This window comes from Mycobacterium sp., assembly GCF_036273375.1.
Classification (GTDB): domain Bacteria; phylum Actinomycetota; class Actinomycetes; order Mycobacteriales; family Mycobacteriaceae; genus Mycobacterium.
The window spans coordinates 39821-60103 of record NZ_DASUHS010000018.1 but is presented as its reverse complement, the minus strand read 5'-3'; the positions used below and the strand labels follow the sequence as shown (position 1 = coordinate 60103).

Genomic DNA, 20283 nt, shown 5'->3' with positions numbered 1-20283 from the left:
TGAATGCATAGGTAGAATTTTGGGACACCGTCATTGACGTGCTTCTTTATTGCACTACTCGCCGAATGCATTTAAGGAAGTAAAAAACCCGGCGAGACCGAAGAGGTCTTCGTTACCGACTTATGACGTCAGTACAGAGTGCGATCCTAAGCTTTCTTGTTGGGATCGTACTCGGTACCAGATATATCATCCCAAAATTTCGGCGAAATGTTTGTTTTGCGGTCTTCCGGCGCAACGGCGTCGACTTTGGCCTGAAATTCGTCGAAGCCCCTCCTTGCCCGCGCCAATTCTTCTTCTGTAGGCACGGTAACGCCAGCTTCTTCCGGTGTCGAAAAAGTCTTGCCAGCAATCTTTTTACTCATTCGGAACTCCCGTCATGATTTACAAGGTGCGCGCGGAACAGCTAGTCAGCGTTCGATCATTTCGATAATCGTCCTGCCTGTCTGTGGATCTACTACTTTGCTTACAACATAAAATTTTGACCCGGCTGGAAATAATATTTCTTGCTCACCAGGGTATATAGACACCGATGAAACATCTCGTCCGGTAGTCGACCAGATCCTGAACTCGGTGTTTCCAGCGAAAGTAGGTGATTGAGCCACAGCATGGTCCATTGAGGTGCTAGTAAAAGCAGGCTCCGTAATTATTTCGCCCGGTCGGTACTGTTCGAGTACATCGGCCGGCAGGTTTGTGCCTCGGACTACGGCGCCTTCATACATCGGGAGCTTCTCCAACGCTTTGTGAAGTGCGTCAACACGGGCCTGTTGAGATGCGTCCAATGCGCCTTCCCTAAGAGCAAAATTTAGGTCTTGGTATCCCGGCCCAGTGTAGTGGGCGAGCGCTGCCAGATCGTCCGAGTTAAGCGGGTGCAGTGGTAAGTGGTGGTCGCTGCCGTCGTCCGGACTCGGGTCGTGCGGTCCGTGGCCGGTGGGGTCATTCGGATCGCCGTCGGACGGGCCATGCGGACCGCCTTCTCCAGGGCCGTGCGGTGTGCCGTCGGGAGGATGCTGCGCTGTGCCGTCGGGAGGATGTGGCGGTACCGATGGGGGAGCGCCAGGTTCTCCGCTGTGCGGAACCTCCCCCATGCCCGGAGGTGCTTCGGCAGGCAATCCACCACCCATAGGGACCGATGGCGGTGTCGGCAGGTACGGCGCTGGAGCCGCGGGTGTGGACCCCGGTGGCGGGCCGGCGTGGGGAGCCGGCGCGACCGGAGGTTCGCCGGGAGACGCCGGCGCGTGGGCGGGCATGGGCTCGGGCGGTTTCGAATGGGGTAGCGGTGTGTCTCCGGGGGGTGCGGGTGCCGGCGCCCTATCGCCGGGCTCGGCCGGCGCCGCGGTCGGTTTGGGGGGCTCCCCGGCGGGGGGCTTTTCCACCGGTAATGGCTTGGACTCGGTGGGACTGTGCGGCAGCGGACCGTCCGCGGGCCCCGGCGCCGGTTTGCCCGAGGGTGCCGGCTTGCCCGTGGGCGCGGGTTGGCCCGATTCCGGTGGCTTGGCGGCGGCCGGGGCCGGCTCCGCCGGAGGCTTGACCGACGGAGGCTTCAGAATCTCGGGCGGCTTCTTCAAGCCTTTCAGCGCATCTGCCGCGGTGTGTCCTACTTTGCCCAGTTTGGAGAGGGGTCCACCGGGTAAAGCGAGAGTCCCCACATCGAAGATCGATTTTCCGAGCGCTTCGGCGGGATTGCTGCTCCACTCGTCCCAGTGCGTGATGTCCTTACCCAGCGCTTTCCACGATTCGGCGACTCCGGGCCCTCCGTCGGGCCCCAAGCCGACGAGCGTCCCAGCCCCGGCGACCATGCCAGTCAGGGTTTCGCCGTAACCCTTCGGGTCAAGCAGCGCGTGGAATTGGCTGATCTCGTACAGGCCTTTGAGGAAATCCCAGCCCTCGACGCCGACGCCTTTGAAGGTCTGGCCCACCTGATTGAGTGCCTTGCCCACTGGGGTCCCGTGCAAGAAGTGGTCCCACTCTTTATCTGCCCAGTGGGCCATATCCTTCGTGGCGGTGGCGGCTTCGGACATGGTGGCCTTGATCTGGCCGACGAGCGTTTCGGCTTCCTGAGAAAAGTTGTCGACCACCGTTTTGATGTCGTCGGCGATTCTTTTGATCTCGTCTTCGTCTTCGTCGGTCAGGAGATCCCAGACCTCTTTGATCCCGGTCAGCGGATCGCAGATGCGCGCCAAAAGATCCAGGATGGCCGCGTGTACCTTGTCGATCTTGGCTGCGTAGCTGTTGAGTTGCGCCGCAATCGTTTGGCATTGCCGCGCGACGCTGGTGGTAGCGCCAGAGGCATTGGCCAACGCCTTGTTGATGGCAGCGGCCTCGGGAATCTGCTGCGCGGCGATGGCGCCCATCGTGCCGCCGCCTGCCGCGATCTCGGTCGTCATGAAGTTGACGCCCGCAGTCGTCCACGCCGCTGCGGCGGTGCGCAATTTCGCCGAATCGCCAGTGGGCCAGATCATTCCGATACACGGCGCGACCCAGCTCCACCCCGCCGGAGCGCTGCTACCGGCGCCGACGGCCGACGCCGGCGAAGCCCCGACGGTCAACGGCGCCGTGACCGGTGGTGTCGGCAAACCCCCGGCCCGCCCCGCGACATCCGACATCGCCTCGGCCAGCGCGTAGTTGTGTGCCGACATCCGCATGCCGTCGCCGATGCTGCACAGCCCATTGCGGGTGCTGGTCATCGCCTCGATCACCTTGGCCGCCGCCCCGTTGTAAGCGTGGCCCACCGCCGCACCCACCGGATCGTCACCGGCCATGCCCGCACTGCCGGCCAGCGCCGTGGTCAAGGCCGAGATCACCGATTCCAGCGACACACCGGTCGCCCTTACCGTGGCACCGGCGCGGTCTAGGGCAGTCGGGTCACACGCCAGCGGCGCCATTCGCTCACGACCACATGCCGAGATTCGTCGACATCGCGCCCGTGTAGTTGCCGTTTGCGGTCGTGGCTATCTTCTCCAGTTGCGCCAGCGCTTGACGCATCATCGCCTCGCCGCGAACCCAGTGCTGATGCGCCTCGGCATGCGCCGCGGCGGCTTCACCCGTCCACGATGCGTGCAAACGCGTTACGCACGAATCGATTTCGGTGATCATGTCCTCGGCATAACGTTGAAACGCCGCCATCCGTTGCACCGCATCGGCCAGCGCTTGCGGATCCACCCGAAACGCCTCAGTCACCACGCACCGCCCGCTCCGCCCGGGCGGACCCGGCCTCGGTGCTCTGATACGCCCCGCCGGCCTGGCCCACCAGATGCGCCAGCATCGCCAACCCGAGCTGCACCTCGGAGGCGCCCCGATGCCACAGTTCCCACGCAGACGCATACGCGGTCCCCGAAGCGCCCTGCCAGCCGCCCAACATCTGACCGACCTGATCGTCCAGCTGGGCCAGCTGAGCCGAAAGATGCTCCGCCGCACCGCCGAGCGAGGCGGCAAAGCCCTGCATCACGACGGGATCGACCCGCAGCGTCTCGTTGGCCATTGTCGGAACGTAACGCCTGGTAGATGGCCCCACAAGTCACCGATGCCACACTGGTGCCCATGACCAAAGCTCCCGGCCGGCCGCAGGTGGAACTGCTGACCCGCGACGGGTGCAGCATCTGCGAGGGCGTACACGCCCGGTTGGTCGAACTGGCCGGTGAGTTGGGTTTCGAGTTGTCGATGACCGACATCGACGCCGCCGCCGCGGCGGGCAACACTGCGCTGCGGGCCGAGTTCGGCGATCGGCTGCCGGTGATCCTGCTCGACGGGCGTGAACACAGCTACTGGGAGATCGATGAGCCCCGGCTGCGGGCCGATCTCGGCCGCTGACCCGCCTGGCGCTGCGCGGCCGGCCAGCGCCGGGCGATTATTTGGTAGCCCAGCTGATAAACGTTTACCGTGGACAGCAGTTCAGTTACTGGAGGAAGCAAGGGAGCTGGCCAGGTGATGCTGCCGTGAGCGTCTTGCTCTTCGGGGTTTCGCACCGCAGTGCGCCGGTCTCCGTCCTGGAACAACTCAGCATCGACGAGTCCGATCAGGGCAAGATCGTCGACCGGGTGCTGCAGTCGCCACTGGTGACCGAGGCGATGGTGCTGTCGACATGCAACCGGGTCGAGGTCTACGCGGTGGTGGACGCGTTCCACGGCGGGTTGGCGGTGATCGGGCAGGTGCTGTCGGAGCAGTCCGGGATGTCGATGACCGACCTCACCAAATACGCGTACGTCCGATACAGCGAGGCCGCCGTCGAGCACCTGTTCGCGGTCGCCAGCGGCCTGGATTCCGCCGTGATCGGCGAACAGCAGGTGCTCGGCCAGGTCCGTCGCGCCTACGCCAACGCCGAGACCAACCGCACCGTCGGGCGAATACTGCATGAGCTGGCCCAGCGGGCCCTGTCGGTGGGCAAGCGGGTGCATTCCGAAACCGCCATCGACGCGGCGGGCGCCTCGGTGGTGTCCGTCGCACTCAGCATGGCCGAACGCCGCCTGGGCGGACTGTCGGGCAAGACCGCGGTCCTGGTCGGCGCCGGAGCGATGGGCGCGCTGGCCGCGGGACACCTTTCACGTGCCGGCATTGGACACGTGCACGTAGTCAACCGTTCGTTGTCTCGGGGCCAGCGTCTGGTCCGCAAGATCCGCGATGCCGGGGTGCGGTCCGACGCCGTGCCCTTGGAGCGCCTGGCCGACACCTTGGCGGGTGCGGACATCGTCGTCAGCTGTACCGGGGCGGTGACGCCGGTGGTCTCGCTGGCCGACGTGCACCACGCGCTGGCCGCCGCGCACCGAGACGAAGAGACGGACCCACTGGTGATCTGCGACCTGGGCATGCCGCGTGACGTCGACCCGGCGGTGGCCGGGCTGCCCGGCGTCTGGGTCGTCGATGTGGACCGCGTGCAGCATGAGCCCTCGGCGCACGCCGCGGCCGCGGACGTCGACGCCGCCCGCACCATCGTCGCCACCGAAGTTGCCGCCTATCTGGCCGGACAGCGGATGGCCGAGGTCACGCCGACGGTCACGGCGTTGCGCCAGCGCGCCGCCGATGTGGTCGAGGCGGAACTGCTGCGCCTCGACAACCGGCTGCCCGGGCTCGAGAGCGCCCAGCGCGAAGAGGTGGCGCGCACCGTGCGACGGGTGGTGGACAAGTTGCTCCACGCGCCGACAGTGCGGATCAAACAGCTCGCCAGCGCGCCCGGCGGTGACAGCTACGCCGAGGCGCTGCGCGAACTCTTCGAACTCGACCAGACCGCCGTCGATGCCGTGGCTGCGGGCGAATTGCCAGTCATTGCAAATGGATTCGACGCGGGTACCCCGCAGCAAACCGCCGAGTAGGCGATTGGCGAACGTGATCCGGATAGGCACCCGGGGCAGCCTGTTGGCCACCACCCAGGCTGGGGTCGTCAGAGACGCTTTGATCGCGCTGGGACACCCGGCGGAGCTGGTGACGATCAGCACGGCCGGCGACCGCTCGTCGGCGCCCATCGAGTCCCTCGGGGTCGGTGTCTTCACCACCGCACTGCGCGAGGCCATGGAGGAGGGCCGTGTCGACGCCGCGGTGCACTCACACAAGGACCTGCCTACCGCCGACGACCCTAGATTTGCTGTTGCGGCCATACCCGTGCGCAACGACCCGCGCGACGCGGTGGTAGCGCGGGATGGACTGGTGCTCGCGGAGTTGCCGACCGGTTCGCTGGTGGGTACCTCGTCGCCGCGGCGGGCCGCGCAGCTTAGAGCATTGGGTCTCGGTTTGGAAATCCGCCCCCTACGAGGCAACCTGGATACCAGGTTGAACAAGGTAAGCAGTGGTGATCTCGACGCGATCGTGGTAGCCCGGGCGGGACTCGCCCGGATCGGTCGCCTCGACGATGTCACCGAGACGCTAGAGCCGGTGCAGATGTTGCCAGCACCGGCTCAGGGCGCGCTCGCCGTCGAATGCCGTGCCGGTGATAGCCGGTTGGCGGCAGTGCTGGCGGAACTGGACGACGCCGACACGCGTGCGTCGGTCACCGCGGAGCGAGCCCTGTTGGCCGAACTGGAGGCCGGTTGCTCCGCACCGGTGGGCGCGATCGCCGAAGTGGTCGAGTCCATCGATGAGGAAGGCCGGATCTTCGAAGAGCTGTCGCTGCGCGGTTGCGTGGCGGCGCTCGACGGGTCCGACGTGATCCGCGCGTCCGGTATCGGCAGACCCGGTCGGGCACGAGAGCTTGGGCTTTCGGTGGCCGCAGAGCTGTTCGAGCTGGGCGCACGAGAGCTGATGAGCGAAGCGCGGCAAGACCCGGCGCGAGGAAATTAATTGCGAGTTACGTGGGAGCGACAATGACGACGCGAGGGCGTAAGCCGACACCGGGCCGCATCACCTACGTGGGCTCCGGCCCGGGTGACCCGGGATTGCTGACGACCCGGGCCGCCACGGTGCTGGCGAACGCCGCTTTGGTGTTCACCGACCCTGACGTGCCCGAGCCGGTGCTGGCCCTGATCGGTAAAGACCTGCCACCGGTTTCCGGCCCGGCCCCGGCCGAGACGGCCGCCACAAATGGCGACGGCGGTGCCGGCCAAGGCAAGGCGCAGCCGGCGGTGATATCCGGCGGTCCCGATGTCCGCCCGGCGCTGGGCGACCCCGTCGAGGTGGCCAAGACGCTGACCACCGAGGCGCGGACGGGCGTCGACGTGGTGCGACTGGTGGCCGGCGACCCGCTGACGGTCGACGCGGTCATCACCGAGGTCAACGCCATCGCGCGCAGCCACCTGCACATCGAGATCGTGCCCGGACTGGCCCCCAGCGATGCTGTCCCGACGTACGCGGGGTTGCCGTTGGGTTCCTCGCACACGGTCGCCGACGTGCGCGGCGACGTGGACTGGGAGGCGCTGGCCGCGGCGCCCGGTCCGCTGATCCTGCAGGCCACCTCGTCCCATCTGGCTGACGCCGCGCGCACCCTGATCGAGCACGAGCTGGCCGAGAACACCCCGTGCGTGGTGACTGCGCACGGCACCACCTGTCAGCAGCGTTCCATCGAAACCACGCTGCACGGCCTGACCGACTCGGCGGTGCTGGGCGGTACCGACCCCGCCGGTCCGTTGACCGGCCCGCTGGTGGTGACCATCGGCAAGACGGTGGCCAGCCGGGCGAAGCTGAACTGGTGGGAGAGCCGTGCGCTGTACGGCTGGACGGTCCTGGTGCCGCGCACCAAGGATCAGGCCGGCGAGATGAGCGAGCGCCTGACGTCCTACGGCGCGCTGCCGATCGAGGTGCCGACCATTGCCGTCGAGCCGCCGCGCAGCCCGGCTCAGATGGAAAGGGCCGTCAAGGGATTGGTCGACGGCCGCTTCCAATGGGTGGTGTTCACCTCTACCAACGCGGTGCGTGCGGTGTGGGAGAAGTTCGGCGAGTTCGGTTTGGACGCGCGCGCGTTCTCCGGAGTGAAGATCGCGTGTGTGGGCGAGTCGACCGCCGACCGGGTCCGGGCGTTCGGGATCAGCCCCGAACTGGTGCCGGCCGGCGAACAGTCCTCATTGGGTCTGCTTGACGACTTTCCGCCCTACGACAGCATTTTCGACCCGGTCAACCGGGTCTTGTTGCCGCGCGCCGACATTGCCACCGAGACGCTGGCCGAGGGTCTGCGCGAACGTGGCTGGGAGATCGAGGATGTCACCGCATACCGGACGGTGCGGGCCGCACCGCCGCCGGCGGAAACCCGGGAAATGATCAAGACCGGTGGATTCGACGCGGTGTGCTTCACCTCCAGCTCCACGGTGCGAAACCTGGTCGGCATCGCCGGCAAGCCGCACGCACGGACGATCATCGCCTGCATCGGTCCCAAGACCGCTGAGACCGCAGCCGAATTCGGTCTGCGGGTGGATGTCCAGCCCGAGACCGCCGCGGTTGGACCGCTGGTCGACGCGCTGGCCGAACACGCCGCGCGGTTGCGCGCCGAGGGTGCGCTGCCACCGCCGCGCAAAAAGAGCCGCAGGCGCTAGCTGTGGCCTACCCGCGGCAGCGCCCGCGTCGGCTTCGCGCCACCCCGGCATTGCGCCGTCTGGTGGCGCAAACATCTTTGGAACCAAGGCATTTGGTGCTGCCGATGTTCGTCGCCGACGGCATCGACGAACCAAGGCCGATCACTTCCATGCCGGGCGTGGTGCAGCACACCCGCGATTCGTTGCGCAGCGCGGCCGCCAGTGCCCTCGCCGCGGGGGTGGGCGGGCTGATGCTGTTCGGCGTGCCCCGTGATGAGGACAAGGATTCGATCGGGTCGACCGGGACCGATCCCGATGGCATCCTCAATGTCGCCCTGCGGGACTTGGCCAAGGACCTAGGCGAGGCCACCGTATTGATGGCCGACACCTGCCTGGACGAGTTCACCGACCACGGACACTGCGGCGTCCTCGACGACCGGGGCCGGGTCGACAACGACGCCACCGTGGCGCGCTACGTGGAACTCGCTGTGGCGCAAGCTGAATCGGGCGCTCACGTGGTGGGGCCGAGCGGCATGATGGATGGACAGGTGGGCGCGATTCGCGACGGATTGGACGCCGCAGGCTTCACCGACGTGGCGATTCTGGCCTACGCGGCCAAGTTCGCCTCGGTGTTCTACGGCCCGTTTCGTGAGGCGGTCGGTTCCAGCCTTTCCGGCGACCGGCGCACCTATCAGCAGGAGGCGGGCAACGCCCGGGAGGCGCTGCGCGAGATCGAGCTCGATCTTGACGAGGGTGCCGACATCGTGATGATCAAGCCGGCCATGAGTTATCTCGACGTGGTCGCGGCCGCGGCAAACGTTTCGCCTGTTCCCGTTGCCGCCTATCAAGTGTCGGGGGAGTACGCGATGATATGCGCTGCGGCCGCGAACAATTGGATCGACGAGCGCGCCGCGGCGTTGGAGTCGCTGACCAGCATCCGGCGCGCCGGAGCCGATATCGTTCTCACCTATTGGGCCGCGGATGCGGCAGGGTGGCTCTCGTGAGATGGGGCTTGCGATGACTACCGACAGCGACACTGCGCCCAAGCCGTTGTTCTACGAACCCGGCGCCAGCTGGTGGTGGTTGGCGTGCGGCCCGGCCGCGGCGGTGGCCATGGTCTTGATCGAAATTTGGAGCGGTGCCCCGGTGTCGCTGGTGGTGCCCGCGATCTTCCTGGTGCTCGTATCGACGTTCCTGGGGATACAGGTGAAGGCCGCGCGGATCCACGTCTCTGTCGAGCTCACCGAAGACGCCCTGCGCCAGGGCACCGAGACGATTCTGGTCCGCGAAATCGTCGGGGTGTATCCCGAGCCCGACAACCACGAAGCCTCCGGCAAAGACCTGGCGAGGTGGCAGTCGTCCCGAGCGCTGGGCGAACTGGTCGGCGTGCCGCGCGGGCGCGTCGGCATCGGTCTCAAACTCACCGGCCAGCGTACGGCCCAGGCCTGGGCGCGTCGTCATCGTCAGCTGCGGGCGGCGCTGACCCCACTGGTCCAGGAGCGGGTGGAGCCCACCCGATCCGACGTCATCGACGGAGACCTGGACGACGACACCGGGGCGGCCCAATGAACGCCCGCTACCGCGCGATGCTCGAGCTCGGCCTGGCCTGCGCCGCGCTCATCTGTTCGGGACCGAGCTGGTGGCACTCGCATCACACGGTGACCGTGGCACCCATCGCGAACGGTCAGCCTTCCACCACATCGCTGACTTACGACCCGCAGCTGTTACTGCTTACGCTGGTGTTGTTGACGAGCGCCGGGGTGCTGGCCGTCACCGGGATTGCCAGGCTGCGGCGCGCGCGCACGCGAGCTACAACGTCTTCCTGACCAGCGGCAGCGCCATCCGGCGGCGGAGCATGATGGCATCCGCCCGATCCTGCAGAGCCTCGTGGACCGAGCGCATGATCGGAAAGCTGTCATGACCGGTGTCATCCAGCACCTGGGTCAGTGCTGAGCTGGCGACCAGGGTCCAATCCACCCCCGCGGCGCGACAATCGGCGTCGAACGCGTACAGGAGCGAAATACCGGTCTCAGCAAAGCCGCTGACGTCCGCCACGTCGAGCACCACAGGGTTTTCTCCGAGCGTGAAACGCGCAATGTGATCGCTAACGCGGTCGACATTCACGTCATTTATTTCGCCGCGGATGTGCACGACCGTCGCCAGGTGGCGGTGGTGCGCCCGGACCTGTGCGCCCTCGCAGTCAAACACGCAGTTGTCGTGGCCAGTCTGGCTGCCTGCGATCGTCATGCAGACCCCTCACTCTCCGTGGCGCTCGCGCTATCCTCGGTGACGCTCGAACGCTCACCAAAGATCGTCTACGACGCTAGGCCCCAAGCATAAGGGGACCGGAAGCCGCGTCTAACGCTTTGCTAAGAAACACTTGTGAGCCCACCGGGATACCCCGCTGAGCAAATGCCCAGCGGGATATCGAGCAATGGGATTACCCGGGAACCCCGTGTGCCACACCACGACCGTCCCCGCATGCCGGTGATTGCGCTGCTAGGCTGCCAAGGCTGCCGGTTGCTGGTCGTGGCGCTTGGAATTGGCGAGATTTCCCACTCAGTCGCAGTAGCGGGAGAACCAAACAGCAGGATTCGACGGGAAGAGCAGCGTGCGGGGCGGAGAGATCAGGGGCGAGATCACGGCCCTGACGGGACTCCGTATCGTCGCCGCGCTCTGGGTGGTGCTGTTTCACTTCCGGCCGATGCTCGGCGATGTGTCGACCGATTTCCGCGACGCCCTGGCGCCGGTGCTCAATTGCGGCGCCCAAGGCGTCGACCTCTTCTTCATCCTCAGCGGGTTCGTGCTGACGTACAACTATCTCGATCGCATGGGCCGGTCCTGGTCGACCCGCGCGACCCTGCATTTCCTGTGGCTGCGGCTGGCCCGGGTGTGGCCGGTGTACCTGGTCACCTTGCACCTCGCCGCCCTGTGGGTGATCTTCACCCTGCACGTCGGTCATGTGCCGTCGCCGGATGCCGCCGAGCTCACCGCGATCAGCTACGTGCGCCAAATCCTGTTAATGCAGTTGTGGTTCGTGCCCTTCTTCGATGACTCGAGTTGGGACGGGCCGGCCTGGTCGATCAGCGCGGAATGGCTGGCCTATGTGCTCTTCGCCGTCCTGGTGCTGGTCCTGTTACGGATGAAACAGGCGACCAGGGCGCGCAGCCTGATGGTCCTGGCATTCGCGGCATCGCTGCCGCCGGTGGTGATGTTGCTCGCCAGTGGCCACTTCTATACACCGTGGAGTTGGCTGCCGCGAATCGTCACGCAGTTCACGGCGGGTGCGCTGGCCTGTGCCGCGGTACGCAGGCTGCGGCTGAGCGATCGTGGCCGCCGCGTCGCCGGATACATCTCCCTGCTTCTCCTGGCCGCCATGGTGGGCGTGCTGTATTGGTTTGGCGCGCACCCGATATCCGGAGTGGTGGAGAACGACAGTGGCGGGGTCGTCGACATGTTGTTCGTTCCGCTGGTGATTTCGCTGGCCATCGGGCTCGGGAGCCTGCCGCGGGTCCTGTCGACCCGGGTGATGGTGTACGGCGGCAAGATCTCGTTCTGCCTGTACATGGTGCATGAGCTGGTGCACACCGCCTGGGGCTGGGCCGTGGAGCAATTCGAGCTCCCCACCCTGGATAACCCGTGGAAATGGAACGTCATCGGCCTGCTCGTGATTGCCGTGGTCGTCTCGGTGCTGCTGTATCACGGCGTCGAAGAGCCCGCCCGCCGTTGGATGCGCAAGATGGTCGATGTCAGAGCCGTCAGCGCGACAAGCGATCCCGGCGAGTCGACCAGTAAGCTGCATCCGATCGACCGTCCGCTAGAAGCGGTTTCGGCCCGCGCGGTGTGATGGCCGCCTCAGCGGCCGACCGCGACTCACGGGGAATACTTGATGAAGACGCGGCGGCACCCAACGATGCCGTTGACAGTGGAGGTGAGAGTGAGTCGTCTGGCCACCTTTCTCATTGGGTTGAGTTTTCTGGCGGGCGTAGGCATCGCATACCCGGCGCAGGTGCGCACCTACGCGACTCTGACGCTCGACTTCCGGCTTAATCATGTGGCCGTGGTGGGGGATTCGTATACCACCGGAACCAGCGAGGGTGGGCTGGGATCGAGATCGTGGCCGTCGCGCGCCTGGCAGGTGCTCGGGTCGCGGGGTTCGCGAATCTCGGGCAGTGTGGCGGCCGAAGGCAAAGCCGGTTATGCCACGCCTGGTGATCACGGCAGTATCTTCGAGGATCTGACCGGCAGGGCGGTCCAGCCCGACGATGCGCTCGTGGTGTTCTTCGGCTCCCGCAACGATCAGGGTGTCGATCCCGGGACGCTGACCGTAAAGACCCACGCCGCTCTGGATCTGGCGCGCCGGCTTGCGCCCGCGGCGCGGTTGCTGGTGATCGGACCGCCATGGCCGACCGCCGATGTGCCGCCGTCGATGTTGTTGATTCGCGACATCCTCGGCGGCGCGGCCGGGGCGGCAGGGGCAACGTTCATCGACCCGATCACCGAACACTGGTTCGTCGGCCGACCCGACCTGATCGGTGCCGATGGGGTGCATCCGAATGACGCGGGGCATCAATACATGGCGGACAAGATCGCGCCGCTCATCCGTACGCAGCTGTCGACCTGATTCAGGAGGGGCGGCTTCCCGGGCAAGCTGAACCCGCGGCGACACAGCGAATTTGGCGAAAACCCTGCGGGCTCAGTCGTCCGCGTGTCGCTCGTAGTCCCAGCGCTCCAAGCGGTCTTGCATGTGGAGCAAGCCGATTCCGGCGAGCGGCGCGGCTACTGCAACGCAGAACAACAACAGCGGGGACATGACCTAAAACCTCCAAAAACCCTTCACTGATCTGACGTTGGTCAGCCATGAGAAGTTCATTGCCGGTCACCCGTTTGCCAGGGCGCGGTCCGCGAGCGCACCCATCAGCGGTGCCACCAACTGCGCGTACTCGGTTGTCACATGGTTGTCGTCGCGGAACACCAGGGTGTTGCCGACGATGATCGGGCAGCGGTCCGGGGTGCAGAACATGTCGGTGAGGTCGGCGTAGTGGCCGCCGCTGCGGAGGGTCGCCGCCTGTTCAGCGGCGATCCCGTCGCCGTCCACCGCCGCGGATTTCGTTGGCGTACAGGCGCTTACGTCGTCGAGGTGGGCGGACAGGCAGGTCGGCGCGGACGAATGCGGGTCGGGAGCGGGTCCCAGCACGAGGACGCTCGCGCCGGTGCCGCGCAACTGCGCCACGGTGCGGCCCACGGTGTCGATCCATGCCGGGTCGTAGGAGGTGAAGCCGAAGTCTCCGCCGTAGCGCCGGCTCATGTCCAGCACGATCAGGCGTGGGTGTTCGGCGTTCATCCGGCCCATGATCTGCGCGCGCCACTGTTCGCATTCGGTGTATTCGCGGCCCAGATACGGGCTCACGATGTGCAGGTCCTGCAGCGGGCAGGTCACCTTGGCCAGCGTCTCCAGTCGCCAGTGCCGCTGCTCGGCGAGCTGCTCGAAGGCGGGGCTCCACATGGCGGCGTGCGAGTCGCCGATCAGCGCGACGGTGGTCGGCGAGGCGGTGTCGCCCGTCGCGCACTCGCTTTGTCCGACATCGCGCCAGGAGCGTACGCAGCCGTTGACGAACACGGCGGCCTTATCGGCGGGCGCCTTGGCCAGCGGCGGGTCCAGGTTCGACGGGACGGCTCGCAGCCGGACCGCCACCGCGAGTGCCTCGCGCGCTTGATCGAACGCCTGACGAATCGCCGCTTCCTGGGGACTGACGGCGGGGACGCTGGTCGGGGACGCCGCAATGATATTGGCGCGCGGAGCCGCCACCCCATGGCCCACCGGCGCCGGGATCACGTTGAGCAGCAACATGCATGCGCACGCGGTGGCGGCACTGGCGCCGCCCGCCACGACCAGGCTGACTTTCGCCGACCGGCGCAGCGCCGCGGCGAAGCGGCCCGGGTTCTCCACCAGATGCAGGGTGATGACCGCAAGGCCGGCGGAGACGGCCGTCGCGCTCAGACTGGCCGGCAGTCCTGCGGGCTCGCCGAGCAGCGCGGGCATCAGCAGCAGCACCGGCCAGTGCCACAGGTACCACGAGTAGGAGATCCGGCCGATCGCGCGCGTCGCCGGGCGACACAGCAGGCGACCGGGCCCCAGCCCGCCGGTGACGGCGCCGCCGCCGATGATGAGCGCGGTGCCCAGCACCGGCAGCAGCGCCTCGGTGCCGGGATACGGAGTGTGGGAGTCGAGTTGGGTGCAGGTCAGCAGGATCAGGCCCAGACCGCCCCACCCGGCGATGGACGCGGTCCGCGACGACAGCCGGCGCCACTGCTGGAGCGACAGGGCCACCAGCCCTCCGGCGGCCAGCTCCCAGGCGCGGGTGGGCAGCGAGAAGAACGCCCACGACGGCGAGGTGCGGGTCCACACGGCGCCCGCCGTCAACGACGCGGCTGCGACCACCGCAAGAATCACTGCGTACGGGGTCGCGCGGGTCGCGGCCCCGCGAAGCAGCTGCACTCGGCGGACCGACCAGGCGACGGCGATGATCAGCACCGGCCACACCAGGTAGAACTGCTCTTCCACGCCCAACGACCAGTAGTGCTGGAAGGGCGACGGGGCGTCGGAGGCCAGGTAGTCGGTGCCGCGCACCGCAAACCGGTAGTTGCCGACATACAGTGCGCTGGCGAAGCCGTCGAGAAAAACGCTGCGCGCCTGCAGCGGGGGCAGCACCGCCGCCGCCCCGATCGCGGTGATGGTGCCGACGATGGCCGCGGCCGGCAGCAGCCGGCGGGCGCGCGCTCCGTAAAACCGGCCCAGCCGAACGGTATTCGTGGTGCTCGCCTCGCGAACGAGCAGCCCGGTGATCAGGAAGCCGGAAATGACGAAGAAGACGTCCACACCGATGTAGCCGCCGGTGATTCCCGGGATGCCCGCGTGATAGAGCACGACCGCGATCACCGCGACGGCGCGCAGTCCCTCGATGTCGGGCCGGAAGCCCCTTCGGGAAGTTCGCCGCCCAGGTGGGTGTGGGCTGCTGGCGACTGATTCCTCCCGAAGTGTCATCTGCGTGGGCTACGTCGCCATCCAGGCAAGCTCACCGGGCAGTTGGCTGCGCCAGTAGGCGACGTCGTGTCCGCCGAGGGAGAAGCTGCCCGCCGGCTGGGTCTTCAACTGATAGACGAATTGCTTTGTGGCGAAATAGAAGCGGTCGAAGTTGCCGCAATCCACGCGCAGCGGAATAGAATTCAGCGCCGGCAGGCCCAGTACACTGTTCTGCACGAAGTCGTCGTTACTGTCGAACGCCCCCGGCGCACTCAGCGGATACGAGGTGTACAACGCCGGGCTGATCGCGCAGATGCCGGCCGTTCGTGCCGGCCCCAGCTTGGCACCCAGACGAAGCGCGCCGTATCCGCCCATCGACCACCCCATGAAACCGACCCGGGAGGTGTCGAAACCCATGGTGGACAGTATCGGCAGCAGCTCGTCGAGCACCATGGCACCGGAGTCCTCGCCGGAAGTCCTTTTGTGCCAATAGGTGTTGCCGCCGTCGACGCCGACGACCGCGAACGGTGGCTTGCCCTCCTTGACCAGCTGGGCCAGCCCATCCGGGACGCCCATGTCGAGCATCTGGTTGGCATCGCCGTCCACCCCGTGCAGTGCGACCACGGGGCGCAGCGCGCCGGTCTGGCCCGGCGGCATGGCGATCACATAGTTGGTCTTGATCCCCCCGCGCGCCGCCGACACGAACGAGCCGGTGAGCCGGGTCGGCAGGGACTTGCCCGCCGTCGGCGGCTCGAACGGCGCGGGAGCCTGCGGCAAAGTCGCGGCGCGCGAAGCGGCCGGAGCCAGCAGCGAGCCGAAGGTGAGCACGCCGGCGGCTCCGAGGCTGGCACCGGCGCCCATCCGGAGCACCGCTCGGCGTGTGAGGTCAGGCATGATCGCAATAATGCCGCGCGCAGCGGGGATTACCCGCCGAGCCACGCCGTATTGGAAGCATTGTGTGATGTGGCGTGACCTTTCGGTCACGAAGCGGTGATCCTTCAATCCATCGCCGGCGCGGGCGATGCCGGCGCCGAGTTGCGGTATCGCACCAGATCGTGGTCATCGTAGCGCCAATTCCGCTGGTTGCCGCCGCCCAAATCATTGCGATCGTATTGCGTTCTGGGACAGCGGGAGACGCGGTCATGCCGGACGTCCAGTCGATGCCTCGATGTTGCGGTTCGACGCGCCCGGCCCCCGGGTGCTGCGGCGATGCCGGTGCTGCGCCGGGGGATGCAATCTCGCAGGTTTCAACCCTCGCTCGCCGACGCCGACTTGTTAAGGATGGAGCGTCTGTACACGGAGGCGAAGGCGGAGCGAAAGAGGATTGTGAATTGAGTCTCGCGTTTCATTGGTTTCTGCCGACCTACGGCGATTCGCGGAATCTGGTCGCGGGCGGGCACGGCACGGCGATGTCCGGTGACCGGCCGGCCACGCTGAAGTATCTGCACCAGATCTGCACGGCCGCCGAGGACAACGGTTTCGACGCCGTCCTCACTCCCACTGGACTGTGGTGTGAGGATGCGTGGCTGACGACGGCGATGCTGGTCGAATCGACCGAGACGCTGAAATTCTTGGTCGCGTTCCGTCCCGGGATGCTGAGTCCGACCCTGGCCGCGCAGATGGCCGGCACCTTCCAGCGGCACTCGGAGGGGCGGCTGCTGCTCAACGTCGTCACCGGCGGCGAACCGCACGAGCAACGCGCATACGGGGATTTCCTGGACAAGGAGGCGCGGTACGCGCGCACCGCGGAGTTCTTGCATGTGGTGCGCCAACTGTGGACTTCCAAGGAGCCGGTAACCTTTGCCGGAGAACACATTCAGGTGCAGGACGCACAGCTGAACAACCCACCCGACCCTATACCGGCGGTGTTCTTCGGCGGGTCCTCGGCATCCGCCGGACCGGTGGCGGCCAGGCACTCCGATGTGTATCTCACGTGGGGCGAGCCGCTGACTGCAGTGGCCAAGAAGCTCGACTGGATTCGTGGGCTGGCCGGCCAAGCTAGTCCTGCCGGCCGTATCCTGCAGTACGGCTTGCGCATTCACGTCATCAGCCGCGAGACGGCCGCCGAGGCGTGGGCCGAGGCAGACAGATTGCTGGCCGCGATCGACCCGGCGGACGTCGAACGAGTGCAGGCCAGCCTGGCGCGCAGCGAATCCGAAGGCCAGCGCCGCATGCTGGACCTGCACGGCGGCAACAGCAGCAAATTGCTGGTCGCGCCCAACCTGTGGGCCGGGGTGGGCCTGGTGCGCGGGGGAGCCGGCACCGCCCTGGTCGGGTCGCATGCCGAAGTCGCCGAGCGGCTGGCCGAATACGCCGATTTGGGCATCAGCCACTTCATCCTGTCGGGATATCCGCATCTGGAAGAGGCCTATTGGTTTGGTGAGGGCGTCCTGCCGCTGCTCGAACGGATGGGTTTGTGGCGACACCCCAATCGCCAGTCGCACCCGGCAGCGGCGACGCCGTTCGCGGTCGCCTCGGCGCACTGACGGCCATGGCGGCAACCTTTCCGGCGACCGCGCCCGACGCCGCGATCGCCACCGGAGCAACCGCCGCGGTCGACGAATCCACCGAGCAGCAGCGCCGGCGGCTGCGCATTGTCGTCGCGGCGAGCCTGCTGGGCACTACGGTCGAGTGGTACGACTTTTTCCTGTACGCCACCGCGGCCGGCCTGGTGTTCAACAAGCTGTTCTTTCCCAACGAGAGTTCGTTGGTGGGAACACTATTGGCGTTCGCGACCTTCGCCGTCGGGTTTGTCATGCGGCCCATCGGGGGCCTGGTGTTCGGCCACATCGGCGACCGGATCGGTCGCAAACGCAGCCTCGCGTTGACCATGCTCATCATGGGCGCCGCGACGGCACTGATCGGGACGTTGCCGACGGCGGCGCAGATCGGGGCGTGGGCGCCGGTGCTGCTGCTGGTCTTGCGCGTGCTGCAGGGTTTCGCGCTCGGCGGTGAGTGGGGCGGGGCGGTGCTGCTGGCCGTCGAACACAGCCCCGGCGACCGGCGCGGCCGCTTCGGGGCGATTCCGCAGATCGGTCTGGCGCTCGGACTGGCCTTGGGTACCGGCATATTCGCCTTCCTGCAAGTCGTGCTGGGGCCGGCGCGGTTCCTCTCCTACGGCTGGCGCATCGGATTCCTGCTGAGCCTGCTGCTGGTCGTGATCGGCATCGTGGTCCGGTTGCGGGTCGACGAGACACCGGCGTTCCGCGAATTGCAAGGCCTGCAGGCCGCATCGATCGTGCCGATCCGCGACATCGTCCGCGAGACGCGTTCCCGGCGCAACACCGTGCTGGGCCTGCTGTCGCGGTGGGCCGAAGGCTCGGCGTTCAACACCTGGGGTGTTTTCGCCATCAGCTACGCCACCGGCGCCCTGGGATTGAATCGGGTTTCGGTCTTGGTGGTGGTGACCATCGCCGCCCTGGTGATGGCGGTGCTGCTGCCGATTTCGGGACGATTGACCGAACGCTTCGGTGCGCGGCGGGTGTACCTGGCCGGCATCGCCTGCTACGGCCTGGCGACCTTTCCGGCGTTCGCCCTGTTCGGCACCAAGAATCTGGTGTGGTTCGGGCTGGCGATGATCATCGTGTTCGGCGCGGTGCATGCGCTGCTTTACGGCGCACAGGGCACGCTGTACTCCGCGCTGTACCCCACGAACACGCGCTACACAGGATTGTCGTTCGTCTACCAGGTCTCGGGTATCTACGCCTCCGGGGTCACCCCGATGATCCTGACCGCGCTGATCGCGGCACTCGGCGGCGCGCCGTGGCTGGCGTGCGGGTATCTGGTTGCGACTGCGGTGATCAGTGTGATCGCCACGGCGCTGATTCGCGATCGAGACCTCTACCTGTAAGTCGTTGTTGCTGCGCGCCGCGAAGCCCGATAGCGTCCGGGCATGCGGCGCACGCAACGCCAGGTGAGTTCCGGTTCTGCGGGTGACGGTCCCCGCGCGCCGGAGGGCGGTGTCAATCGGCAACTGCGCCAAGGACTGTCGCAGCGGCAGCTCAGCATGATCGCCCTCGGCGGCGTGATCGGCGCCGGCCTGTTCGTCGGGTCCGGTGTGGTGATCAAAGACACCGGCCCGGCCGCGTTCCTCACCTACGCCCTTTGCGGTCTGCTCATCGTCCTGGTGATGCGGATGCTGGGCGAGATGGCCGCCGCGAACCCGTCGACCGGATCGTTCGCCGACTACGCGGCCAAGGCCCTGGGCGGCTGGGCGGGATTCTCGGTCGCGTGGCTGTATTGGTATTTCTGGGTGATCGTGGTGGGCTTCGAGGCGGTCGCCGGCGGGAAGGTGCTCAACTACTGGTTCCATGCGCCGCTATGGCTGCTGTCGCTATGCCTGATGGTGTTGATGACCGCGACCAACTTGTTCTCGGTGTCGTCCTTCGGCGAATTCGAATTCTGGTTCGCCGGAATCAAAGTCGCGACGATCGTGATCTTTCTGGTCGTGGGCACGGTGTACGTCATGGGATTGGTGCCGGGCCATCACGGAGGTCTGGCCAATCTGTACACACACGGCGGGTTCTTTCCCCACGGCGTGGGTGCGGTGTTCGCCGCCATCGTGGTGGTGATCTTCTCCATGGTCGGCGCCGAGATCGTCACCGTCGCCGCCGCGGAAAGTCGCGACCCCGAGCTCGCGGTCCGAAAGGCCACCCGATCGGTCGTGGCACGCATCGCAATCTTCTTCGTCGGTTCCGTCTTCCTGCTCGTGGTGCTGTTGCCCTGGGATTCCGTGGACCTCGGTGCCTCGCCGTACGTGGCCGCGCTCAAACACATGGGGCTTTCCGGTGCGGACCAGGTGATGAACGCCGTCGTGCTGACCGCGGTGCTGTCCTGCCTGAACTCCGGTCTCTACACCGCGTCGCGCATGTTGTTCGTGCTCGCCGAGCGCGGCGAGGCCCCAACGCGGTTGGTCAAGCTGAGCGGGCGCGGCGTTCCCCACATCGCGATCTTGTGTTCGTCGGCTGTCGGGTTCGGATGCGTCATCATGGCCCGGGTCGCTCCCAACACGGTGTTTCTCTTCCTGCTCAACTCGTCTGGCGCCATCATCCTGTTCGTCTACTGGTTGATCGCCCTGTCGCAGATCATCTTGCGGCGCCGGACACCCGCGGAAAAGCTGACGGTGAAGATGTGGTTCTATCCGGTGCTGTCCATCCTCACACTGACCGGAATCACCGCCGTGCTGGTGCAAATGGCGTTCGACCACACGGCACGCAGCCAACTATGGCTCAGCCTGCTGTCCTGGGCGGTGGTGATTGGCCTCTACTTCTTCGCGCGATTGCGCGGCCGCGTCGGAGGACTGAGTCCCTCTCAAACGCGCTAGCGGTACCGCGC

General features: G+C 66.6%; 20 protein-coding genes. 13 read left to right on the top strand and 7 right to left on the bottom strand.

Annotated features, from left to right (window positions below):
* Nucleotides 1-146: 146 nt before the first annotated feature.
* Entirely contained in the window at nucleotides 147-362 is a 216-nt protein-coding gene (locus VFW69_RS02195) for a hypothetical protein (protein WP_526497710.1), read from the bottom strand.
* A 45-nt stretch (nucleotides 363-407) separates the two neighbouring features.
* On the bottom strand, nucleotides 408-2384 hold the full coding sequence (locus VFW69_RS02190; RefSeq protein ID WP_526497708.1) for an ADP-ribosyltransferase: 1977 nt from the start codon (nucleotides 2382-2384) through the stop codon (nucleotides 408-410).
* Here VFW69_RS02190 and VFW69_RS02185 point away from each other — a divergent pair.
* Nucleotides 2383-2622 carry a hypothetical protein gene (locus tag VFW69_RS02185; protein ID WP_526497706.1) on the top strand — a complete coding sequence of 80 codons (240 nt, stop codon included), beginning with the start codon at nucleotides 2383-2385 and terminating at the stop codon, nucleotides 2620-2622. The two genes, VFW69_RS02190 and VFW69_RS02185, sit on opposite strands and share 2 nt — an antisense overlap.
* Nucleotides 2623-2886: 264 nt before the next feature.
* Here VFW69_RS02185 and VFW69_RS02180 read toward each other — a convergent pair whose 3' ends face one another.
* On the bottom strand, nucleotides 2887-3177 hold the full coding sequence (locus VFW69_RS02180) for a WXG100 family type VII secretion target (protein WP_526497704.1): 291 nt from the start codon (nucleotides 3175-3177) through the stop codon (nucleotides 2887-2889).
* A complete protein-coding gene (locus tag VFW69_RS02175; protein ID WP_526497702.1) occupies nucleotides 3170-3478 on the bottom strand; it encodes a WXG100 family type VII secretion target in 309 nt (102 codons plus the stop codon). The genes VFW69_RS02180 and VFW69_RS02175 overlap by 8 nt, the downstream gene beginning before the upstream one ends.
* A 59-nt stretch (nucleotides 3479-3537) precedes the next feature.
* Here VFW69_RS02175 and VFW69_RS02170 point away from each other — a divergent pair, with 59 nt between their 5' ends.
* The 7 genes from VFW69_RS02170 (at nucleotide 3538) to VFW69_RS02140 (ending at nucleotide 9751) form a co-directional block, all read left to right on the top strand.
* On the top strand, nucleotides 3538-3807 hold the full coding sequence (locus VFW69_RS02170; RefSeq protein ID WP_526497700.1) for a glutaredoxin family protein: 270 nt from the start codon (nucleotides 3538-3540) through the stop codon (nucleotides 3805-3807).
* A 125-nt stretch (nucleotides 3808-3932) separates the two neighbouring features.
* Nucleotides 3933-5303 carry a glutamyl-tRNA reductase gene (locus VFW69_RS02165; protein WP_526497698.1) on the top strand — a complete coding sequence of 457 codons (1371 nt, stop codon included), beginning with the start codon at nucleotides 3933-3935 and terminating at the stop codon, nucleotides 5301-5303.
* 13 nt (nucleotides 5304-5316) lie between these two features.
* On the top strand, nucleotides 5317-6264 hold the full coding sequence (gene hemC, locus VFW69_RS02160; protein ID WP_526497718.1) for a hydroxymethylbilane synthase: 948 nt from the start codon (nucleotides 5317-5319) through the stop codon (nucleotides 6262-6264).
* Between the two features lie 23 nt (nucleotides 6265-6287).
* Complete coding sequence (locus VFW69_RS02155) at nucleotides 6288-7946, top strand: bifunctional uroporphyrinogen-III C-methyltransferase/uroporphyrinogen-III synthase (RefSeq protein ID WP_526497696.1); 1659 nt, start codon at nucleotides 6288-6290, stop codon at nucleotides 7944-7946.
* 2 nt (nucleotides 7947-7948) lie between these two features.
* Nucleotides 7949-8929 carry a porphobilinogen synthase gene (gene hemB, locus VFW69_RS02150; RefSeq protein WP_526497694.1) on the top strand — a complete coding sequence of 327 codons (981 nt, stop codon included), beginning with the start codon at nucleotides 7949-7951 and terminating at the stop codon, nucleotides 8927-8929.
* 13 nt (nucleotides 8930-8942) lie between these two features.
* Complete coding sequence (gene mce1N / locus VFW69_RS02145; protein ID WP_526497692.1) at nucleotides 8943-9494, top strand: transport-regulating membrane protein Mce1N; 552 nt, start codon at nucleotides 8943-8945, stop codon at nucleotides 9492-9494.
* Complete coding sequence (locus VFW69_RS02140) at nucleotides 9491-9751, top strand: hypothetical protein (protein ID WP_526497690.1); 261 nt, start codon at nucleotides 9491-9493, stop codon at nucleotides 9749-9751. Before mce1N ends, VFW69_RS02140 begins: the two co-directional genes overlap by 4 nt.
* On the opposite strand, the gene VFW69_RS02135 is transcribed toward VFW69_RS02140, so the two are convergent.
* Nucleotides 9735-10172 (bottom strand): STAS domain-containing protein, encoded by a 438-nt coding sequence (locus VFW69_RS02135; RefSeq protein WP_526497688.1) that lies wholly within the window; start codon nucleotides 10170-10172, stop codon nucleotides 9735-9737. The genes VFW69_RS02140 and VFW69_RS02135 overlap by 17 nt on opposite strands.
* Before the next feature lie 364 nt (nucleotides 10173-10536).
* On the opposite strand from VFW69_RS02135, the gene VFW69_RS02130 reads away from it, so the two are divergent.
* Nucleotides 10537-11772, top strand: a complete 1236-nt coding sequence (locus tag VFW69_RS02130) for an acyltransferase family protein (protein WP_526497686.1) — start codon at nucleotides 10537-10539, stop codon at nucleotides 11770-11772.
* 90 nt (nucleotides 11773-11862) lie between these two features.
* Nucleotides 11863-12549, top strand: coding sequence for an Rv0518 family GDSL lipase (locus VFW69_RS02125; RefSeq protein WP_526497684.1), 687 nt, complete (start codon nucleotides 11863-11865; stop codon nucleotides 12547-12549).
* A gap of 255 nt (nucleotides 12550-12804) precedes the next feature.
* Here the strand turns inward: VFW69_RS02125 and VFW69_RS02120 are convergent, their stop codons facing one another.
* Together VFW69_RS02120 and VFW69_RS02115 are read right to left on the bottom strand one after the other, a co-directional pair.
* Entirely contained in the window at nucleotides 12805-14970 is a 2166-nt protein-coding gene (locus tag VFW69_RS02120; RefSeq protein ID WP_526497682.1) for an SGNH hydrolase domain-containing protein, read from the bottom strand.
* Nucleotides 14971-14979: 9 nt separating this feature from the next.
* A complete protein-coding gene (locus tag VFW69_RS02115) occupies nucleotides 14980-15843 on the bottom strand; it encodes an alpha/beta hydrolase (RefSeq protein ID WP_526497680.1) in 864 nt (287 codons plus the stop codon).
* Nucleotides 15844-16280: 437 nt separating this feature from the next.
* Between VFW69_RS02115 and VFW69_RS02110 the strand changes: the two genes are divergently transcribed.
* From VFW69_RS02110 to VFW69_RS02100, 3 genes are read left to right on the top strand one after another with little or no spacing between them, the layout of a single operon-like run.
* Nucleotides 16281-17435: an LLM class flavin-dependent oxidoreductase gene (locus VFW69_RS02110; protein WP_526497678.1), complete on the top strand. Its 1155-nt coding sequence runs from the start codon at nucleotides 16281-16283 to the stop codon at nucleotides 17433-17435.
* Nucleotides 17436-17440: 5 nt separating this feature from the next.
* Nucleotides 17441-18799, top strand: coding sequence for an MFS transporter (locus tag VFW69_RS02105; protein ID WP_526497676.1), 1359 nt, complete (start codon nucleotides 17441-17443; stop codon nucleotides 18797-18799).
* 42 nt (nucleotides 18800-18841) lie between these two features.
* Complete coding sequence (locus VFW69_RS02100) at nucleotides 18842-20272, top strand: amino acid permease (RefSeq protein ID WP_526497674.1); 1431 nt, start codon at nucleotides 18842-18844, stop codon at nucleotides 20270-20272.
* Nucleotides 20273-20283: the final 11 nt, after the last annotated feature.

Coding starts and splice junctions, on each gene's coding strand:
- VFW69_RS02105 (WP_526497676.1), top strand. CDS start 17,441: ATGGCGGCAACCTTTCCGGCGACCGCGCCCGACGCCGCGATCGCCACC.
- VFW69_RS02190 (WP_526497708.1), bottom strand. CDS start 2,384: ATGACGACCGAGATCGCGGCAGGCGGCGGCACGATGGGCGCCATCGCC.
- VFW69_RS02120 (WP_526497682.1), bottom strand. CDS start 14,970: ATGACACTTCGGGAGGAATCAGTCGCCAGCAGCCCACACCCACCTGGG.
- VFW69_RS02115 (WP_526497680.1), bottom strand. CDS start 15,843: ATGCCTGACCTCACACGCCGAGCGGTGCTCCGGATGGGCGCCGGTGCC.
- VFW69_RS02185 (WP_526497706.1), top strand. CDS start 2,383: ATGAAGTTGACGCCCGCAGTCGTCCACGCCGCTGCGGCGGTGCGCAAT.
- VFW69_RS02135 (WP_526497688.1), bottom strand. CDS start 10,172: ATGACGATCGCAGGCAGCCAGACTGGCCACGACAACTGCGTGTTTGAC.
- VFW69_RS02155 (WP_526497696.1), top strand. CDS start 6,288: ATGACGACGCGAGGGCGTAAGCCGACACCGGGCCGCATCACCTACGTG.
- VFW69_RS02100 (WP_526497674.1), top strand. CDS start 18,842: ATGCGGCGCACGCAACGCCAGGTGAGTTCCGGTTCTGCGGGTGACGGT.
- VFW69_RS02170 (WP_526497700.1), top strand. CDS start 3,538: ATGACCAAAGCTCCCGGCCGGCCGCAGGTGGAACTGCTGACCCGCGAC.
- VFW69_RS02175 (WP_526497702.1), bottom strand. CDS start 3,478: ATGGCCAACGAGACGCTGCGGGTCGATCCCGTCGTGATGCAGGGCTTT.
- mce1N (WP_526497692.1), top strand. CDS start 8,943: ATGACTACCGACAGCGACACTGCGCCCAAGCCGTTGTTCTACGAACCC.
- VFW69_RS02140 (WP_526497690.1), top strand. CDS start 9,491: ATGAACGCCCGCTACCGCGCGATGCTCGAGCTCGGCCTGGCCTGCGCC.
- VFW69_RS02195 (WP_526497710.1), bottom strand. CDS start 362: ATGAGTAAAAAGATTGCTGGCAAGACTTTTTCGACACCGGAAGAAGCT.